16 protein-coding genes and 1 other annotated feature are annotated in these 19,386 nt (G+C 47.4%); of the genes, 4 read left to right on the top strand and 12 right to left on the bottom strand.

What is annotated here, in order from left to right; all coding sequences use genetic code 11:
* Positions 1-112 precede the first annotated feature (112 nt).
* From pulA to pepV, 5 genes are all read right to left on the bottom strand, one after another.
* Positions 113-2,272, bottom strand: a complete 2,160-nt coding sequence (gene pulA / locus DRW41_RS14080) for a type I pullulanase (protein ID WP_115452648.1) — start codon at positions 2,270-2,272, stop codon at positions 113-115.
* Between the two features lie 19 nt (positions 2,273-2,291).
* Entirely contained in the window at positions 2,292-3,242 is a 951-nt protein-coding gene (locus DRW41_RS14075) for a diacylglycerol/lipid kinase family protein (protein WP_115452647.1), read from the bottom strand.
* Between the two features lie 39 nt (positions 3,243-3,281).
* Positions 3,282-3,842, bottom strand: coding sequence for an RNA 2',3'-cyclic phosphodiesterase (thpR, locus tag DRW41_RS14070; RefSeq protein WP_115452646.1), 561 nt, complete (start codon positions 3,840-3,842; stop codon positions 3,282-3,284).
* Positions 3,843-3,981: 139 nt separating this feature from the next.
* A complete protein-coding gene (gene dat, locus DRW41_RS14065) occupies positions 3,982-4,848 on the bottom strand; it encodes a D-amino-acid transaminase (RefSeq protein WP_115452645.1) in 867 nt (288 codons plus the stop codon).
* A 910-nt stretch (positions 4,849-5,758) separates the two neighbouring features.
* The gene (gene pepV / locus DRW41_RS14060) at positions 5,759-7,183 is read right to left on the bottom strand and encodes a dipeptidase PepV (protein ID WP_115452644.1); all 1,425 of its coding nucleotides are present in this window, start codon (positions 7,181-7,183) and stop codon (positions 5,759-5,761) included.
* Positions 7,184-7,612: 429 nt separating this feature from the next.
* Between pepV and DRW41_RS14055 the strand changes: the two genes are divergently transcribed.
* A complete protein-coding gene (locus DRW41_RS14055; protein ID WP_115452643.1) occupies positions 7,613-7,834 on the top strand; it encodes a DeoR family transcriptional regulator in 222 nt (73 codons plus the stop codon).
* Between the two features lie 139 nt (positions 7,835-7,973).
* On the opposite strand, the gene DRW41_RS14050 is transcribed toward DRW41_RS14055, so the two are convergent.
* Positions 7,974-8,813: a gluzincin family metallopeptidase gene (locus tag DRW41_RS14050; RefSeq protein ID WP_142752235.1), complete on the bottom strand. Its 840-nt coding sequence runs from the start codon at positions 8,811-8,813 to the stop codon at positions 7,974-7,976.
* Positions 8,814-8,947: 134 nt separating this feature from the next.
* Here DRW41_RS14050 and DRW41_RS14045 point away from each other — a divergent pair, with 134 nt between their 5' ends.
* Positions 8,948-9,163, top strand: a complete 216-nt coding sequence (locus DRW41_RS14045) for a hypothetical protein (protein ID WP_115452641.1) — start codon at positions 8,948-8,950, stop codon at positions 9,161-9,163.
* A gap of 600 nt (positions 9,164-9,763) precedes the next feature.
* Here the strand turns inward: DRW41_RS14045 and DRW41_RS14040 are convergent.
* The gene (locus tag DRW41_RS14040; RefSeq protein ID WP_115452640.1) at positions 9,764-10,480 is read right to left on the bottom strand and encodes a pseudouridine synthase; all 717 of its coding nucleotides are present in this window, start codon (positions 10,478-10,480) and stop codon (positions 9,764-9,766) included.
* Positions 10,481-10,553: 73 nt separating this feature from the next.
* A complete protein-coding gene (locus tag DRW41_RS14035; protein ID WP_115452639.1) occupies positions 10,554-12,158 on the bottom strand; it encodes a putative polysaccharide biosynthesis protein in 1,605 nt (534 codons plus the stop codon).
* Positions 12,159-12,406: 248 nt separating this feature from the next.
* Between DRW41_RS14035 and DRW41_RS14030 the strand changes: the two genes are divergently transcribed.
* Entirely contained in the window at positions 12,407-13,678 is a 1,272-nt protein-coding gene (locus DRW41_RS14030; RefSeq protein ID WP_115452638.1) for a BaiN/RdsA family NAD(P)/FAD-dependent oxidoreductase, read from the top strand.
* A gap of 168 nt (positions 13,679-13,846) precedes the next feature.
* Here the strand turns inward: DRW41_RS14030 and DRW41_RS14025 are convergent, their stop codons facing one another.
* On the bottom strand, positions 13,847-14,029 hold the full coding sequence (locus DRW41_RS14025; RefSeq protein ID WP_115452637.1) for a sporulation protein Cse60: 183 nt from the start codon (positions 14,027-14,029) through the stop codon (positions 13,847-13,849).
* A gap of 116 nt (positions 14,030-14,145) precedes the next feature.
* Here DRW41_RS14025 and DRW41_RS14020 point away from each other — a divergent pair, with 116 nt between their 5' ends.
* A complete protein-coding gene (locus DRW41_RS14020) occupies positions 14,146-14,397 on the top strand; it encodes an alpha/beta-type small acid-soluble spore protein (RefSeq protein ID WP_115452636.1) in 252 nt (83 codons plus the stop codon).
* 441 nt (positions 14,398-14,838) lie between these two features.
* On the opposite strand, the gene DRW41_RS14015 is transcribed toward DRW41_RS14020, so the two are convergent.
* The 3 genes from DRW41_RS14015 to DRW41_RS14005 form a co-directional block, all read right to left on the bottom strand.
* Positions 14,839-15,153 (bottom strand): rhodanese-like domain-containing protein, encoded by a 315-nt coding sequence (locus DRW41_RS14015; RefSeq protein ID WP_115452635.1) that lies wholly within the window; start codon positions 15,151-15,153, stop codon positions 14,839-14,841.
* A gap of 123 nt (positions 15,154-15,276) precedes the next feature.
* A complete protein-coding gene (gene leuS, locus DRW41_RS14010; protein ID WP_115452634.1) occupies positions 15,277-17,688 on the bottom strand; it encodes a leucine--tRNA ligase in 2,412 nt (803 codons plus the stop codon).
* Between the two features lie 53 nt (positions 17,689-17,741).
* Positions 17,742-17,959, bottom strand: a binding site (T-box leader).
* Between the two features lie 191 nt (positions 17,960-18,150).
* Complete coding sequence (locus DRW41_RS14005) at positions 18,151-19,332, bottom strand: MDR family MFS transporter (protein WP_115452633.1); 1,182 nt, start codon at positions 19,330-19,332, stop codon at positions 18,151-18,153.
* Between the last annotated feature and the right edge of the window lie 54 nt (positions 19,333-19,386).

Genomic DNA, 19,386 nt, shown 5'->3' with positions numbered 1-19,386 from the left:
AATAGCTATCTTATAAATTTTATCCCCTTTCGCCATTTTTCGTCAAGGGGATGAATGAAAAAATACTCGATTGTATCATTTATTCCTCCCCTAAACAGGCTAAACAAAGAAATCAATTCCCCGCTTCATTGCATTTCTTAAGTAAAACCATGATGCTGACTGGTTCGATTGCAACGTCTGCATGGTGAGGGAATGATCTGAGCGGGGTAACCCCTGCATGGAGGTCATCGGCAAGGACCTCCCATTCACCTTTCGGAAGCGGCAGCTGGTGGATGAATGCGGTCGGATTCACAAGAAGGATCGCCTCGCCTTCCCCCCAGTTATCCTTATAATGAAAGCCAATCAACGGATGCGGCAGGCCAAGATCGGCGAGGGTGTTCCGAATTTGTTCGTTTTCCCTCATCCTGAAACAGGAGAGCGATTTCCTGATTTCAATCATTCCTGTAATGTAACGGACATTATCCTGGAAGGCCGCCTTCCTTTCCCAATCCAGCCAGTTTACGTTTTCCGGTGACTTGTAGCTGTTGCCATCGCCGCCCTTCGTCCTGAAAAACTCCTGTCCGCCATGGAGGAATGGAAGTCCCTGGGATAGGAGGACAAGGCTTGTCGCCAGGCGGTGGCATTTTATTTTCAGCAACTCTCCCGAATCTCCAAGGCATGCTTCCAGCTTATCCCAAAGAGTATGATTGTCATGTGACTCGACATAATTGACGGACTGGCCAGGTTCACTAAAAAGCGGCTGGCCGGAAAATATGCCAACACTTCCCGAGATCGCTTCCTTTGCCTGTTCAGTGTACGTTCCATTGCCCAATGCGTACCCACGCTCATACAAATTAAATGTACTTCCTTTGATGGCATCCCTGAAACGGTCATTGAATTGTCCGATGGTTGGAAGCCTGCGCTGATTACGGATTGTCGCTTTTTCACCCGGGTGAAGAGGTGTGTTAAGTTCCCACCCCTCGCCGATAATCAGCATTCCCGGCTTCAGCCTGTCGCAAGCATTTCGGATTTCGGCCATTGTTTGGACATCAAGAATGCCCATCAGGTCAAACCGGAAGCCGTCAAGATTGTATTCTTTAATCCAATGGATAATGGAGTCGATGATGAATTTTCTTGCCATCAGGCGCTCCGAGGCAAAATCGTTTCCGACGCCGGTTCCATCCGAGGGCAGGCCGTGTTCGTTGTACCGGAAATAATATCCGGGAACAAGCTGCTCAAACGATGATTTTTCACGAATGAAAACGTGATTGTAGACAACATCCATGATTACCCGAATGCCAACTGAATGGATTGCTTCAATCATTTCCTTCAGTTCCCGTATTCGGGTGTATGGATCGTCCGGGTTGGTTGAATAACTTCCCTCGGGAACATTGAAATGCACCGGGTTGTACCCCCAATTGTAAGCAGCCCGAATGTTTGTCTCGTCCACTCCGGCGAAATCATTGAACGGCAAAAATTCAATATGTGTCGCACCAAGTTCCTTTACATGCGACAGTCCTGTCGGTTTTCCGTCTGGCCCTGTCGTCCCGGTTTCCCCTGCTCCTTTATACAATCCTTTGTGTACCGCCCCTCCCACGGGATGGATAGTAAAATCGCGTATATGCGTTTCATAAATAATCGCATCTGCCGGGTGGCTGAAAGGAGGCATGGGGATTTTGGGAACCGCTGTATTCTCAAGGCGCGCCACGACTCCATGGGTTCCATTCACGGTTACGGCCGCGGCATAAGGATCGGCCGCCTCCTTCCATTCCTGGTTAATGAAAGCCATATACGTATACCTGGCAAACTCAAGATCGCGGCCAAGTTCCAAGGACCAAACGCCTTTTTCCCCTCTGGCCATTTTCACCAATTCAAAGCGGCCCTCGCCTGGCATATATATTTTTATTTTCACATTTGTCGCTGTAGGCGCCCAAACCTTAAAGGACGTACGGCCGTTTTGGCATGATGAGCCAAGGTCGTCCCCTGAGTAAAAGAATTCACGGTCAAACTCTTTGCTCCTCGTTACAGCACCGATTTGCACGTCCGTCCTGGAGCCGTTGCCGCTTACGACCCAATGTTCCGTTCCGAATGCATACGGATCTTTGAATCTACATATATACTTGAGATATCCTTCGATTTCATGGCGTTCCTCTATCGAAACCTCGCCGCCGCCAAATCTGCTCTCAAGAGTGAAAGAAGCCGGCTCTGGTTCCTTCAGGGGCAGCGGCAGCAAAACCGTGATTGTATCCATGGCATCGAGATATGCAAAAAATGGCCGATTATCGGAAGCCAATCGCCTCACCCCTTTTTCTCTAAGTCTCTTTTCCTGGGGTTCCATGGGCCAGTTTTGCCGCCCCTGGAACCGCCATTATTTCTCCAGTGTTCGCCATGCCAATATACTCTCCATCCGCATGGATGTGAATGGGAGATGTTGTCTGGATCTTGATTTCTTTTCCCTTGAACATATGTACTTCCTCAAAAGAAGTATGTTTTCCCCAAAAAACGCTCATGAAAACGAGCAGCAGCTTTGCCTTCGACAGCCTATGGACCACCGTAATATCAAGTTCGCCATCATCGGGCCTTGCACAAGGTGAAATAATCATCCCGCCACCGTAGTAAGGCTGGTTTGAAACCGTTGCAAACCAGGCGTCCTTAAAGCTATGGACATTTCCATCAATTGTTACTTGGAGGGGCGTCCGATTATAAGAGGCAAGCTCCTTCAGTAAAATGTACACATAAACAAGTTTCCCAAGCGACAGCCGGTTGAACAGCCCTTTCAGGCGGGACTCATTCGCTTTTTTCGAAACGAGCGCATCGAATCCAGCCCCGGCACTATTGATGAAAAGATGATTCTTTCCATTTAGGTTAAGCGAACCGCAATCAGTGGAGGATGGGTTTCTCTCCTGAATGCCTAGCAAAAGACCAAGGGCATCCATCGGGTCCGCCGGAATTCCGAACCCACGTGAAAAATCATTCCCTGATCCCGCGGGGATGAAACCAAAGCCTGAAGTTGCAAATGCCCCCAGACCATTCAGAACCTCATGTGCGGTTCCATCCCCGCCAACTGCAACTACAACAGCCTGCTCCCCATCCGCCAGTCCCGCGGCGGTCCTGGACAATTCAATGGCATGCCCCGGATATTCGGTAAAAAAAGCGCGGTAAGGAATGTGAAGGGTATTGAGCTTTTGCTCGGCCCTTTTCCAAACCGCCCTGCCTTTGCCGTTTCCCGCCTTCGGGTTCACGATAAAATAAAATGTATTCATTTGCCGGCTCCTGTCCCTCTGCCATTCAATTCTCTATTTCTATTGCAGTTCAGTGCTGTTTAGACTGAAACTCTGTATAGATTCATATTTAGGCGTTTTTTCCATATTTGTCCGATAAAGGACAACTTCATCAAGCAAAAAGTCGAGATCAAGCGGCTGTTCAGCCAATTTTCCGGGATTAAATGGGGCTTCCCCTTCCCAATTCCTAGCAAGAGTCACATGGGGAGCGAACGGCCTCGTCTCCAATTGGAACCCCGCCTCTTTACATGCTGCAAATACCCTGTTCCTTAGTTCGCCAAGTTTTTCACTTTTTGAAAGTGAAGCCCAAAATACCCTGGGGCTGTCCTTTTGGCCGAAAACCCCCAAACCAGTGATTGTGAGCGGAAAAGACTTGGAGTTGGCCAGTGTTTCTCCGACTAATGAACTCGCTTTTTCCACTTTGCCTTCCGGAGCCGCCCCAAGAAATGCGAGGGTTATATGCAAATCCTCATAATGGACCCAGCGCCGGAAAGGAAACTGTTCCCTTAACTCTTTCATCCTGTCTTCCATGGCTACCTTCGTTTCAGTTGGAATTTTTGCCGCAAAAAAATAATGGCTCATTGTATCCACCCTTTAAGTCTATTTTAGCAAACCATCCCCAAATAAGGTTAAACATTCCTTATGCTTTGAAAAAACAGGGCCGCCCATTCATTGACGGGCAGCCCTTTCCTGCAGGCCCCTGTTTAATTTGGAGCCTTGCCTAGTTATTTACGGCAAGCTTTCCGCATTGCCTTTCAATCTCTTGATCGAACAGGGATTGAAGTTTTTTCGTTACGTGCCCTGGTGCCCCGTCGCCTACATGCTTACCGTCCACTTCGACAACCGGCGTTATTTCCGATGTCGTGCTGCCCACGGCGATTTCATCGGCCCCAAGCAAATCCGCGACAGTAAACTCCTTTTCTATAAACGGAATCCCACTGGCCGCGCATATTTTTTCGAGCGTTTGCCTTGTAATTCCATTAAGGATATAATTGTTGGCCGGGTGGGTTATTACCGCGCCGTCTTTGATGATAAAAATATTCGAGGAACTGCCCTCGGTAATTTTTTCCCCTCTGTGGAGGATGGCTTCATAGCAGCCAGCTTCGGCAGCCTTTTGTTTTGCCAGGATATTGCCGAGCAAATTCAGGCTTTTAATGTCGCAGCGGAGCCAACGGATGTCTTCCGCCAAAATCGTTTTTACTCCGTTCGCAAAGTTGTTCACCGGACGCTTCATGTCCCTTGTGTATGCAACAAGCGTCTGGGCAACGCCGGCGGGAGGGAATGCGTGGTTCCTTGGAGACGCGCCCCTTGTCACCTGCATATACACAATTCCGGTGCCGAGCCCATTTTTCTCTATTAATGTAGCAAAGAGGCTTTCAAGTTCCCCAATTGACCACCCGAGTTTCATGCCGATTTTTTCAGCGCTTGATACAAGCCGTTCAAGATGCTCGTTGGCGGTGAACATTTTTCCGTTATAGACGCGGATGACTTCATAAACGCCATCCCCGAATTGATAGCCACGGTCTTCAACATCGATTTTTGCCTGGCTTCGTTCAATGATTTCCCCGTTGAATACTACATATTCCATATAATTTCCTCCGATTGGTTCAACTAATCATCAACGGAAAACCACCGCTGATGGAAGGTTCACTTTATCCCACTCTTAACGGGCAGTAAGACCCCACCTCAAGCTTCAGAGGAATCGAAGATGATGGATGGGGTCAACTGCCCATAAAGGTCCGATTGGTTCAACTAACCATCAGCGGAAAACCTCCGCTGATGGAAGTTTCACTTTATCCCACTCTTAACGGGCAGTAAGACCCCACCTCAAGATTCAGAGGAATCGAAGATGATGGATGGGGTCAACTGCCCGTAAAGGTCCGATTGGTTCAACTAACCATCAGCGGAAAACCTCCGCTGATGGAAGTTTCACTTTATCCCACTCTTAACGGGCAGTAAGACCCCACCTCAAGATTCAGAGGAATCGAAGATGATGGATGGGGTCAACTGCCCATAAAGGTCCGATTGGTTCAACTAACCATCAGCGGAAAACCTCCGCTGATGGAAGTTTCACTTTATCCCACTCTTAACGGGCAGTAAGACCCCACCTCAAGATTCAGAGGAATCGAAGATGATGGATGGGGTCAACTGCCCATAAAGGTCCGATTGGTTCAACTAACCATCAGCGGAAAACCTCCGCTGATGGAAGTTTCACTTTATCCCACTCTTAACGGGCAGTAAGACCCCACCTCAAGATTCAGAGGAATCGAAGATGATGGATGGGGTCAACTGCCCGTAAAGGTCCGATTGGTTCAACTAACCATCAGCGGAAAACCTCCGCTGATGGAAGTTTCACTTTATCCCACTCTTAACGGGCAGTAAGACCCCACCTCAAGATTCAGAGGAATCGAAGATGATGGATGGGGTCAACTGCCCGTAAAGGTCCGATTGGTTCAACTAACCATCAGCTGAAAACCTCCGCTGATGGAAGTTTTACTTTATTCTTCCTTGGCCAGTTCATAGATGGCCTGGGCATAAATTGCCGCCGCTTTCAGAAGATCTTCGACAAACATATGTTCATCCTTTTGATGGGCAACGTCCGGCCGGCCTGGGAAAAGCGGCCCAAACGCAACTCCGGACTTGAGCGACCTTGCATACGTCCCCCCGCCAATCGCGATCAATTCGGCAGGGTCTCCGGTCTGTTCCTCGTAGACCCTTTTCAGGACCTGGATAAGGAAATCACTTTCATCCACATGATGGGGGGTTGCATTGCTGAACCGGCCGATATGGAAGCCGTTTTCCTGTATAACAGGTTCGATTTTTGCCTTAATGTCATCAAATCTTCCGGTTACCGGGTATCTTAGGTTCAAGCCAAGCATGCCGCCTTCACCATTCGTGTAAACCAGCTTGCCCACATTGATTGTCAGCTCGCCGGAAATATCATCCCGGAACGCAACACCAAGCCGGACGCCTCTGGAGTCCTTGAAAAAGAAGCGAGAGACAAATCCGAAGTAATCTTTTGCCCTTGGATCCGCATCAAGGGAAAAGATGAATTCCGCCAGATACAGTCCGGCATTCTTGCCGTGCTCAGGTTCCATTCCATGCGCGGAAACCCCATTTACTTCAAGGATTGTTTCGCCAGCATCGACATAATAATTTCGTTCGAGGCCATGCTGGTCCATGAATTCGAGGAATCTTTGCATGATTTCAGTTTCGCCGTTATGTATGAGAAGTGCGGCTTTCGCATAATCCGGCACCATATTGTATCGGCGGCCCGATTCAAACCGAAGAACGTCAACTTGGGTCTTTCCATCCTCCCCGGACTGCCCGGCGCCCTGCACAAGGTCAATGTCGGAAAGGCCTTTTTCCGCATTTATGATAGGAAAATCCGCATCAGGCGCAAAACCAAGTCCTGGCATTTCCTCTGTTTTAAAATAGCGGTCGACGCAGCGCCAATTACTTTCCTCATCCGTTCCAATAATCATCCGGACCCGTTTTTTCAGCGGTAGCCCGAGTTCCTTTACAATTTTCATACCGTAGTACGCGGCCATTGTCGGCCCTTTGTCATCCAGGGCTCCTCGCGCGAATATTTTTCCGTCCCTGATTTCAGCGGTATACGGATCGCTTGTCCAGCCGTCGCCTTCAGGAACGACATCGACATGGCAAAGAATGCCGACAAGTTCCTTACCTTCGCCCATTTCAATATGCCCCGCAAGATTGTCCGTATTTTTCACCGCAAAACCGTCAGTTTCTCCGAGATTCAGCATAAAGTCGAGCGCTTCCTTAATCCCTTCGCCAAGCGGTGCTTCCGGGGAGACAGCTTCCTCGTCAAGTACGCTTTTTATTTGCAAAAGCTTCTGGGTATCCTCTAGAAGATTGTCCTTCCTTTTTTCAACCTCATCGATCCAATTGACCTTTCCCACTTAGAAAACCTCCAATGAAAGTATATGGGAATCGCCCATAAAATAAGACTTTCCGTATGGCACTAATCTTACCAATATTTTTTAAAAAAACGAAGCAATTAACTGGAGAAACAACTCAATTTCACGCGCACACTTTACCATAATATTCTTACAAATACCCTTTAAACTATATTTTTTTCAAAAACAGAACAATTTTATGAAATTTTTCATGTAATTTCCGAATATTAAAGATGAATTTTTCATAAATATTTTGTAAATTTTCTAATTAGGGTAGAATTCCACTTAAAAGAGGGATACAATATAGACAAATGGTTTATAGTATGTATTGGAAGGGAGTGGCTGCCAGGAAAGGATTTCTTAACTGGATCTTAACCTGCCGCCTTCAGTAGGAAATGCCAAGGGTTTGAAAAATGGATAGGGAGTGGTTTTTTGAAACCTTCGACTAACCGTATGTTAAACCGCATCAAGTGCATCTACATGTTCATTTCGGAGAATGGGACTGTGACAACACAGGACCTAGTAGAGGAATTCGGCATCACTCCTCGCACCATTCAGCGGGACTTGAACGTCCTTGCCTACAATGACCTCGTCCAAAGCACAAGCAGAGGAAAATGGACCACCACACGAAAACGAGTAAAAATGTCCTCATAGAAGAACGGGAAACCGCCTAAAGTTTGGCGGTTTCCTTTTTTAATTGGTGAAGCAGGAGACGGACCATTTGCTTTATTTTCTCCTATGAAGCGGTGAATCTGCTGCATTCTAGTTTAAGTGGAGCAGGAGTGGAATCCAATCAGCGCTGAAAAATTTGCTCATCAATTGAATCAATCGAGGATAAGAGTGAATAGAAATTTTCAATCTTCATTTTTTCTTCCATTTCCGGCTCATTATAATTTTTGTCAATATAAGAAAGCCACTCCCCCTCCAATTCGTCCACGTTCTTGCCATACACTTCAGCAAACTTTTCACTTAGCATAGGCTTATTATAGATTTTTTCGAAGTTATCAAGTCCATATGTATCAATCAAATATGTTACGAAGGAAGCCGCATGGTAATAGCTCATCACTTGAATAGCAAAGCCATCTGGACCAATTATAGCTGGGCTGAAAAGGCGGTCATCGTTGTCCAGATCAATAAGCTTATTTAACGGAATTGCCTTCCCCAGATTTAAAAACAACTTCATTACCTTGTGGACTGGGGATTTCTGTTTGCCGAATCTATTTTCCATATAAACCGCAAGACCTTCCTGAGTGAGATACCCCCTGGTTGAATCATTATTAACGCCATATCCCAATAAGGTATGGGTAAGTTCGTGTACTAGAGGGTCCTTCCCGTTCCGGACGCCGTATAATTTTATATCAGCCTTAAAGCCCCAGGAGACCTCACTCCCTTCCAGGAGATGAATGTTGATTCTTTTGGAGGGGGTATAGTCTGTTTTAATTGTTTGCCTAATCTCATTGTAAGCCTGTGTAAGTTCTTTTTTGACGGCATCTACTCTTTCGGCTGGCACATTTGCTGTATTAAAAATTTTAAAAGTCACTTCTCCATCATCCGTGACAGCTATATTTTCCTGAAGGCCCTTTGCCTCTTTAATTGGCGGATTAGTTGTACAGCCAGCCATTAACAGCAACATAAAGATAAATAGGATTATTTTATTTACCAAGGCCATCCCCCTTTTTTGTAAAAACTAAACCTAATTACATTTTATTACAATTCATTGTATAATATAGGAAAATTACGAAAAATACGGATATAGGAGGGTGGCTTATGGAGAAAAAGAAGGAAAGAATTATTAACATATTGCTGGTTTTCCTGATTGTCAGCCTGGTTGGAGGATTTGTATTGTTTTTTATAGGATTTTATAAATTGTCGTTAATTGTAATGGGCGTATTCCTGTTTTGCGCCATGTTCATAAGCAAATGGACTTACACTAAAAATGCCGATTATGTTTACCGGGAACAACTTAAAAACAATCAGAAATAAATGCAGACTTATCGGTTAAGCAAGGGGACGCATATCGTACTTTTGATGGCAATCCTTATAATCTCCTTGGCTTAGAAAATAAACAGCGGCTTAACAACGGAGCCATTACTTCTGTGACAACTGATCCCGATTTCAGCTTCCGCTTGTCAGCTATATAGGCGCTTTCTGACAACCAACCCGGATTTCAGCTCCCGCTTGTCAGATATACAGGCTTTTTCTGACAACTAACCCGGATTTCAGCTCCCGCTTGTCAGATATATAGGCTTTTTCTGACAACCAACCCGGATTTCGGCTCCCGCTTGTCAGATATACAGGCTTTTTCTGACAACCAACCCGGATTTCAGCGCCCGCTTGTCAGATATACAGGCTCTTTCTGACAACTAACCCGGATTTCAGCTCCCGCTTGTCAGATATACAGGCGTTTTCTGACAACCAACCCGGATTTCAGCTCCCGCTTGTCATATATTGAGGCTTTTTCTGACAAATGACCTGGCTTTTGCCCCACGGATGTCCCTTATACATGCCCCCCTGCCCAAACCCCACAAACAAGAAGAACCAATAAAAAAAGCCGGCGGAAGTCTTCCTTCCCCGGCCGCTCATTCATGGCTGATACTCCATCAGCATCTCGATCTCTTCATCCGTCAGCTCCCGGTACTCGCCGAGCTCAAGCGTCTCATCAAGCTTCAACGGCCCCATCGTCAGCCGCTTCAAATACACGACACGCTTTCCGACCGCCTGAAACATCCGCTTCACCTGATGGAATTTCCCTTCCGTAATCGTCAGCTCGATATCCGACATCAGCCCCGACTTTAGGATTTTCAGCTCGCCCGGCTTCGTGTGGTACCCATCATCAAGCGTAACACCCTTTCGGAACGCCGCCGCATCCTCCTCGGTAACCTCGCCCTCAATGACCGCGAAATACGTTTTCGGCACATGCTTCTTCGGAGACAGCAGGCGATGCGCAAGCTGCCCATCATTCGTAATCAGAAGCAGCCCCTCCGTATCCTTATCAAGCCTGCCGACCGGAAAAGGCTCATACACCTGGTCCTCCAGCTGAAGCAAGTCAATAACCGTCTCATCCCGCGTGTCCTCCGTTGCCGACAGGACGCCCGGCGGCTTGTTCATCATTAAATAAACAAACTCTTTATATTCAATGACAGCACCATTCAGCATCACAACATCCTTTTCCGGATCCACATGCTGCTTTGGATCCTTGACCGCCTTGTCATTCACCGTCACGGCTCCATCCTTCAAAAGCTTCTTTACTTCCTTCCTGCTCCCAAAGCCAAGGTTGGCCAGCATCTTATCAATTCTCATTCCGTCCCCTCCTTTTGCAGGGCTCTTTTTTTTTAAAAAACCACCCACCCGACAGGCAGGCGCACATCATGTGCTAGGCCCTCAATTTCAGCTTGCCCATAAGCTTATCCACCTTGTCCCCAAACAGGAAGTAGATAAGCCGGGTTTTAAAGGAAATGTAAAAATACACGATCCCTCCGGCAATGGCGCTGACAAGGATGAGGATCAATGACTGAAATTCCGATGCGGGCGACAGGAATCCTGTTAAAAGCTTGTACACGCCAGCCGCGGCGGCAAGCATCAACCCGCCAAATATAACAATCAAGAAGCTGCGCCGCACCACAAGCCTGAATTGGTACTTTGAAAAAATTTTAATGACAATCAAATTAATCATGATGGCCGCGCCATAACCGAGAGTAGTCGCCAAAATCGCCCCGTCGGTTTCAAACAGCTTAATAAGCGGCATATTGAGGGCGAATTTTACAAGCAAGCCCGTCAGCAGGCTTAGAATTGTCCATTTCTGTTCATTAATCCCCTGCAAGATTGCCGCGGTAACCGAGTATAGGGCAAAAAAGATGGCGACAGGTGCGTACATTCGCAGCACTTCCGTCCCAAGGTCCATATGGCCGTAGAAAACCGTATAGAATGGTTCAGCGAGCAGCGATAATCCTGCTGCGGCCGGCAAGGTCAGGAACAAAAGCACCTGGAACGTCTGGTTCAGCTGTCGGTTCAGGCTCTTCCGGTCATTCTCCACAAATGCCTTGGTGATGCTGGGAACGAGCGTAAGTGAAAAAGCTGTCGCAAGCGAAACCGGAATGATGACCAACTTATGCGACTGGAAATTCAAGATTGAAAATGCATCACCCGCTGCCGTTTCGCTAATTCCAATCGAAACCATCGCGCGTTCAAAAGTAATTTGGTCAATGAATTGGAAAAGCGGATTCGCTATCCCGACTAGTACAAACGGCGCGGCGTAAATCAGGATTTCCTTGTACATTTCCTTTAAGGAGATATCCACAGTTCCTTTATCCTTCTCAAGCAGTTCATCAAGTCCAGGCTTCCTTTTTACCCAGTACCATACAAGGACAGCAAGACCGCCGACCGCGCCGACAAATGCGGCAAATGTGGCAGCCTTGACAGCATCGACAGTATTTCCGTCAAGGAATTTTAAAATGATATAAGCTCCGGCGATAACGAATACGATCCTGACAACCTGCTCAACAACCTGTGAAACCGCAGATGGGCCCATGGACTGATGCCCCTGGAAAAAACCCCGGATCATGCTCATGAACGGAACAATGATGAGCGCAAAGGAAACGGCCCGAATGACAGATGTAATGTCCTCCGCCGGCAAATCCTTTCCCGTCGAAAGCAGCGGCGCTGTAAAATACAGGACCAAAAACGCTACGATACCGGAGCACATCATCACAACAAGCCCCGATTTGAAAAGCTTCCGTCCGACAGAGTATTCTTCCATCGCATTATATTTCGCTATGAATTTTGAAACGGCGAGCGGAATGCCAGCCGTGGCTATGCTGATAAAAATTGTATAAGGGATATACGAATACTGGTAAAGCCGAGTCCCCTCCAACCCGACAATCCGCGTAAATGGAATAACATAAAAAAGCCCGAGCATCTTGGAAATGATCGTTCCAAGCGTCAATATGAATGTTCCCCTGATTAATTTTGATGACGACATAAAATCCCTTCTCACTTAAAAAATCCATTATCTTGCGCTTAAGGGTAACAAGATTTTTAAAAAGGTACTCTTTCCTGTTCCGCACGCTAATTAGTAGTGTACCTTTCTTTTCGCCAATGCGCCACTGCCACCCACGCCGTTTCGATTTTTTTCACGAATCGGGCCTCCTTTTCACGGCGGCCTTTCAATGTATATAATAAGAAAACAAGTTTACCACATATCATGACTAAAAAAGTTGGTGTTTTTTTATGACATATGATGTCATCGTAATTGGGGGAGGGCCATCCGGATTGATGGCCGCGGCCGCGGCAGGGGAAAAGGGAGCCCGTGTCCTGTTGATCGACAAGGGCGACAAGCTTGGCCGGAAGCTCGCCATTTCCGGAGGAGGCCGGTGCAATGTGACAAATAGGCTGCCGGTCGACGAAATCATTAAACATATTCCAGGGAATGGCCGGTTTTTGTACAGCGGATTCTCGATTTTCAGCAATGAAGATATTATCGCTTTTTTCGAAAGGTTAGGTATTCAGTTGAAGGAAGAAGACCATGGCCGGATGTTTCCGGTTACCGACAAAGCACAATCCGTTGTTGATGCACTCCTAGGGAAACTGGAAGAGTTAAAAGTAAAAACTTATACGAACTCGCCGGTTAAGGATTTGTTATTTGAGGGCGGCAGGGCGAAGGGCGTTCTGCTTGCCAATGGGTCGGAGATTGAAGCCGGTGCGGTCGTTGTCGCTGTCGGCGGGAAATCGGTTCCCCATACCGGTTCGACCGGGGACGGCTATGCCTGGGCCGAAAAGGCGGGCCACACAATTACCGAGCTTTTTCCGACCGAAGTGCCTGTGACGTCCAAAGAACCTTTTATCAAAAGTAAAATCCTTCAGGGGCTGTCGCTCCGCAGTGTTGCGGTCAGCGTGCTCAATCCAAAAGGGAAACCGCTTATCACCCATCGGATGGACATGCTTTTCACCCATTTTGGCGTAAGCGGCCCCGCGGTTCTGCGCTCGAGCCAGTTCGTTGTAAAAGCGATTAAGAAATGGAACCTGAAGGAAGTGGAGATGCAAATCGACGCGCTGCCGGACCAGAACGGCGAAGCGCTTTTTCAGGAAATTGCGAAGCTCGTTAAGGAAGAGCCAAAAAAGAGCATGAAAAATTTACTGAAAGGCTTTTTGCCGGAAAGATATTTGCTGTTTTTGCTTGAAAGATCGGGGATAGACGCCGGCGCGCAAGGTTCGGAGGTTTCGCACGAGAAAATCCGCTCATTCTGCGTGCTGTGCAAGCAGTTTACGTTCAAGGTCGACGGCACCCTCCCGCTTGAAAAAGCTTTCGTCACGGGAGGAGGCGTTTCCGTAAAGGAGATCGAGCCGCAGACAATGGCATCGAAAATGATGGACGGACTCTATTTTTGCGGTGAAATTCTAGACATACACGGATATACTGGCGGCTACAATATTACCGCAGCGTTCGTGACCGGCAGGCTTGCCGGGGGCAGCGCCGCCGAATTCGCAGCCGGCGGCCAATAATAATTTTTTAAAAAACGGAGCTCCCCGCAAGGCTCGTGTGCTGGGGAGCTCCGTTACATTTATCTTCGATCCAAAACATGGCCAACTCTATAAAATGAACGTGACGGAATAAATAAGCTTAACTTAATGCTGGGTATCCCCCTTCTATTTGTATATGAAAAATAGCGGTCAAGCCCTATAGATGACCATGGCCGAAAAGCAATAAATTTGGTCATCCTCGTCTTCCTGAAGTGCCGCTACATTGTATTTAATATCTAGCAGCTTTTTTTCATCCAGCCCTTTTAGGAAATTATTCATATCGGTTTCAAGATCTACTTCATGCTCTTTATCGAAAAGTTTTACCTGTATCATTTTGCCTTCCTCCCTCTTTTTTCATCAGTTTTTCCAAAATTACAACTTTTTAACAAATGGAATGGATAAGGTTTATTTTTTTAGGAAAAATAAATTTAAAAAGGAGGCTGGAAAACATGGCTAGACGCAACAAAATCCTTGTTCCCGAAGCGAGAAAAGGACTCGATGAATTAAAAGCGAAGGTGGTCGGCGCCAACCGTCCTGAGGATGCAAAATATGAAGCCGCGAAAGAAGTTGGCGTACCGCTTCAGCACGGCTATAATGGCAGGCTGGCGGCTGAGGATGCCGGGAAAGTCGGCGGAAGGCTTGGCGGCAGCATGGTTAAGGAGCTCGTCCGAATGGCGCAGGAGAATTTGAAAAAGAAATAGATGTTCAGGCATGTTTTTATAGAGGACATTTATTAGGCGATGTGATCCATTCACATTCTAGGAACAACTTTGGACTCAATTTATTTGTTAACCTGGGATCCTGTCCAAACATCGGGTATCTTTGGACACGCAACCCTTAAAAATTCACTATGCTGTCCAAACATCTGGTATCTTTGGACACGCAACCCTTAAAAATTCACTTTGCTGTCCAAACATCGGGTATCTTTGGACATGCAACCCTCGGAAATTCACTTTGCTGTCCAAACATCGGTTCGCATTTGACTCATACTCGCTTAAATTAAGAATAGCTGAGACAAAATAGGTTCATGGAACAACCTTTACCACTAAATAAAATAAAAAACGCTTTTCCTCATTAACCAGGAAAAGCATTTTTTATGAAAACGGCTAATGAAATTCACCGTCACCCGCCAATTTAAGCAGCTACCCTTGCACCTCGACGTCGCCTTCCCACTCAAGCATGCCGCCTTTCATGTTGATGACCTTGAAGCCCTGCTGCTGAAGATAGTGGCAGACGTTCATGCTCCGTCCACCTGAACGGCAGATGAAGATGTATTCCTTGTTTTTGTCCAGTTCCTCAATCCGTGCTGGGATATCACTCATTTTGATATGCTTCGCGCCCGGGACCATACCATATGCAACTTCCTCGTCTTCCCTGACATCAATCAGCTCAAGGTTCTCTCCATCCTCAAGCTTCTTTTTCAGATCTTCCGTCGAAATCGTTTTAATTGGTTCCATCCTTACACCCCTTGTTAAAAACATCCCCCGGTTGCCGGGGGATGAAATAAATGGTTTATCAAACTATAGTTTCCCATAAACCCTCGTTTTCAGCCAGAAATAAGGCCAAGAAATTGAAGGCTATTAATTTGCGACAACGTTGACAAGCTTGCTTGGTACGGCAATAACCTTGCGGACGGTTTTGCCCTCAAGCTCGGCGCTGATTTCCTTCATTGCAAGCTCTTCCATCGCTTCTTTCGTCGCATCGGCTGGAATCATAAGCTTCTTCTTCAGCTTGCCGTTAACTTGGACAACGATTTCTACTTCGTCCTCAACAAGTTTTGACTCATCGAAGGTTGGCCATGGGTCATAAGCAATTGTATCAGTGCCGCCGAGCTTTTGCCAAAGTTCTTCGCAAACGTGCGGCGCAACTGGGGAAAGAAGTTTTACGAAACCTTCCATATATTCCTTTGGAAGAACATCGGATTTATATGCTTCATTGATGAAGACCATCAATTGTGAAATACCGACATTGAACCGGAGTCCTTCATAGTCCTCCGTAACCTTTTTCACCGTCTGGTGGTAGACCCTCTCAAGGTTTTCCGCCTTCGCGCCTTCCTGGATTTTCGCGGAAACCGTTCCATCCGATTCGATGAACAGGCGCCATACGCGGTCAAGGAACCTGCGCGCGCCGTCGAGGCCGTTTGTCGACCAGGCAACGGAAGCATCAAGTGGCCCCATGAACATTTCGTAAAGCCTTAATGTGTCTGCCCCGTGGCTTTCTACGATATGGTCCGGATTGACGACATTGCCTTTTGACTTGCTCATTTTTTCGTTGTTTTCACCAAGGATCATTCCTTGGTTGAAGAGCTTCTGGAATGGTTCCTTTGTCGGAACAACACCGATGTCATAAAGGAACTTGTGCCAGAAACGCGCGTATAGCAAATGCAACACCGCATGCTCTGCGCCGCCAATGTAAATGTCGACAGGAAGCCATTCCTTCAATTTTTCTGGATCGGCTAACTTATCGTTATTTTTCGGATCGATATAGCGAAGATAATACCAGCAGCTTCCGCCCCATTGTGGCATTGTGTTCGTTTCACGGCGTCCCTTTTTGCCTGTTTCAGGGTCAACGACATTTACCCAGTCATCAATGTTCGCAAGAGGAGATTCCCCAGTACCGGATGGTTTAATGTCGGTTGTTTTTGGTAAAACAAGTGGCAGCTGGTCTTCAGGAACAGCCGTGCTGGTTCCGTCCTCCCAATGGATGATAGGAATCGGCTCTCCCCAATAGCGCTGACGGCTGAACAGCCAGTCGCGCAGGCGGTAAGTCACCTTTTTCGTGCCAATGCCTTTCTCTTCTAGCCAGGCAATCATGTCACGGATCGCATCGCCCTTGCTTAAGCCATTCAGGAATCCGGAATTCACATGATCACCGTCACCTGTATACGCTTCTTTTTCAATATCCCCGCCTGCTACGACTTCAACAATTGGAAGGCCGAATTGCTTGGCGAATTCATAGTCACGCTCGTCATGAGCCGGAACGGCCATAATCGCGCCGGTTCCATAGCTGGCAAGAACGTAATCCGCAATCCAGATTGGCATTTCTTCGCCGTTTGCCGGATTGATCGCATAGGCACCTGTGAAAACGCCGGTCTTTTCTTTTGCAAGATCGGTCCTTTCCAGGTCGCTCTTGCTTTTAATTTTTTCAAGATACGCCTCCACCGCTTCCTTTTGCTCGGCAGTGGTAATTTTTTCGACAAGCGCGTGCTCCGGTGCAAGGACGGCATACGTCGCGCCAAAAAGTGTATCCGGGCGTGTAGTGAAAACCGTAAATGTTTCGCCATGGCCTTTTATGTTAAAAGTAACCTCGGCGCCTTCGGAACGGCCGATCCAATTGCGCTGCATATCCTTCAGGCTTTCTGGCCAGTCGAGTTCTTCAAGGTCCTCCAACAGGCGATCGGCATAGGCGGTAATTTTCAATACCCACTGCTTCATAGGGCGGCGTTCGACCGGATGGCCCCCGCGCTCACTCTTGCCGTCGATGACTTCTTCATTGGCAAGAACAGTACCAAGCGCCGGGCACCAGTTAACCGATACTTCGTCGATATAGGCAAGGCCATGTTCGTAAAGCTTCAGGAAAATCCACTGTGTCCATTTGTAATAATCAGGATCTGTAGTATTTACTTCCCGGTCCCAATCGTAAGAAAAGCCCAATTCCTTGATTTGGCGGCGGAACGTGTTTATATTTCTTTCGGTAAACTCCGCCGGGTCGTTTCCTGTATCTAGCGCGTATTGCTCGGCTGGAAGCCCGAACGCGTCCCATCCCATCGGATGAAGCACATTATAGCCCTGCATCCGTTTCATGCGGGAAAGGATGTCGGTCGCCGTATAGCCTTCAGGATGGCCGACATGGAGCCCGGCCCCTGAAGGATAAGGGAACATGTCAAGCGCGTAAAACTTCGGCTTGCCTTTTTCCTCGCCTGTTTTAAAAGTTTTTTCTGTTTCCCACTTCGTCTGCCACTTTTTTTCGATTTCCCTGTGGTTGAAGTTCATCTGGATTTCCTCCCTCAATCTTCTTTGAAAAAATAAAAAACTCCCATCCCTTAAACAGGGACGAGAGGATATGTATCTTCCCGCGGTACCACCCACATTAGTGTGAAAACACTCGCTTCATTCATCCTTAACGCGGAAAACGGCGGGCATTACTAGTTCTTCACACCCGCGACTCAAAGGCGAGTTCATGATGGTCCCGGCCGGCTTGCACCAACCGCCAGCTCTCTAATGGCGGGACGGAATCACTACTATTCCTTATCAAAGTCATTTAATGATTTATATTAAATTATTTTAAATTAATTTCCCTCGGGATGCAAGCCGCTAAGGCGAAAATGTGCTATAGCGGAAGTATTCCCAAAGACTTGCCGCCGCAACCCGCGGGTTAAATAAGTTTAATTATAGGCAAAAAACAAATAACCCCCGCAAAAAATCCCGCGCATGCATCTATGCGCGGGACAATCCCTAAATACCAACCGAGTGCTTTGTTTCCTTGATGCCACGGTCATACACAACAGTTGTTCCTATTGAAATAACAAACAAACCAATCAGGATGATGAACAGCATCGACATGCCGTACAGATCTACGAGAATCCCGCCGAGGAGCGGGCCGATCATCCTGCCGCCTGTTGCCGTGCTGTTGACGATTCCCTGGTAAAAGCCTTCCCGGCCCCGAGGGGCAAGTTCGCTGGCAATTGTCGGGACAGCCGGCCAGATGAGCATTTCGCCTGCTGTCAAAATAATCATCCCCGCCATAAATCCAGAAAAGCTGCCAGAGTTGGCCGCGACGATGAACGCCACTACAAATATAAGCATGCCGAGGACCATCTGCGTTTTAAGCGATCGGCCAAACCGCTTCAGGAAGCCGTTGAGCACCGGCTGCCCCAACACGATCAACGCGCCGTTCACGGTCCACAAAAGGCTATATTGGGTAAGGGTAATATTGATTTCTTGTGTATAGGAAGCAATCGTTGTCTGCCACTGGACGTAGCCAACCCAGCATAAAAGGTAGCCGATGCATAATATAAGCAGCGCTTTTAACTTCCTGTTCATCCCCGCCGGTGGATTCTCAGAAAGGATTGAAGTCTGGGCGGCATTCCGTTCGGCTATGTTTTTATAGCCAAAAACGGCAATACCCATAAAGATGATATACATAAACAAGTTTGCAACGAATATTAGTTGGAAGGAATAGTCCGCAACGAATCCTCCAAGCGCGGCTCCGACAGCCACCCCAAGATTCTGTGCAACATAGATGGCGTTGAACGCTTTCCTCCCGCCTTCCTTCCAGACAGCCCCCGACATCGCGTACATTGCCGGAAAAATGATTCCCGCGCCGAACCCCGAAATGGTAAGGAAAATCGTGTATGGGGTAAAGCTGTTCCAAAAGGTCAAACCAAGAAGAGCGAGAAGCGCAATCCCAATCCCAAGCAGGATCGACCTGTAGCCGCCAAACCTGTCAAAGAGGCTTCCCCCAGCCAGGTTTCCCGCGACGCTAGCCGCGGAGTTCAGCATAAGGATTATGCCGGCAGTCGATAACGATTTCCCTAGATGGTCATGGATGTAAATTGTATTCAAGGGCCAGAGAAAGGATGAACCCGTGACGTTGACAACCATTCCGATGATTAAAAGCCATAATGAACGAGGCATCATGATTCTCCTTTCTTTTTAAAGCCCACGCGCCAACTCGACTAAAAAAACCGG

This window comes from Neobacillus piezotolerans (genome assembly GCF_003362805.1).
GTDB lineage: Bacteria > Bacillota > Bacilli > Bacillales > Cytobacillaceae > Bacillus_D > Bacillus_D piezotolerans.
Note: the sequence above shows the minus strand (reverse complement) of the source record. Positions and strands in the feature narration are given on the sequence as shown.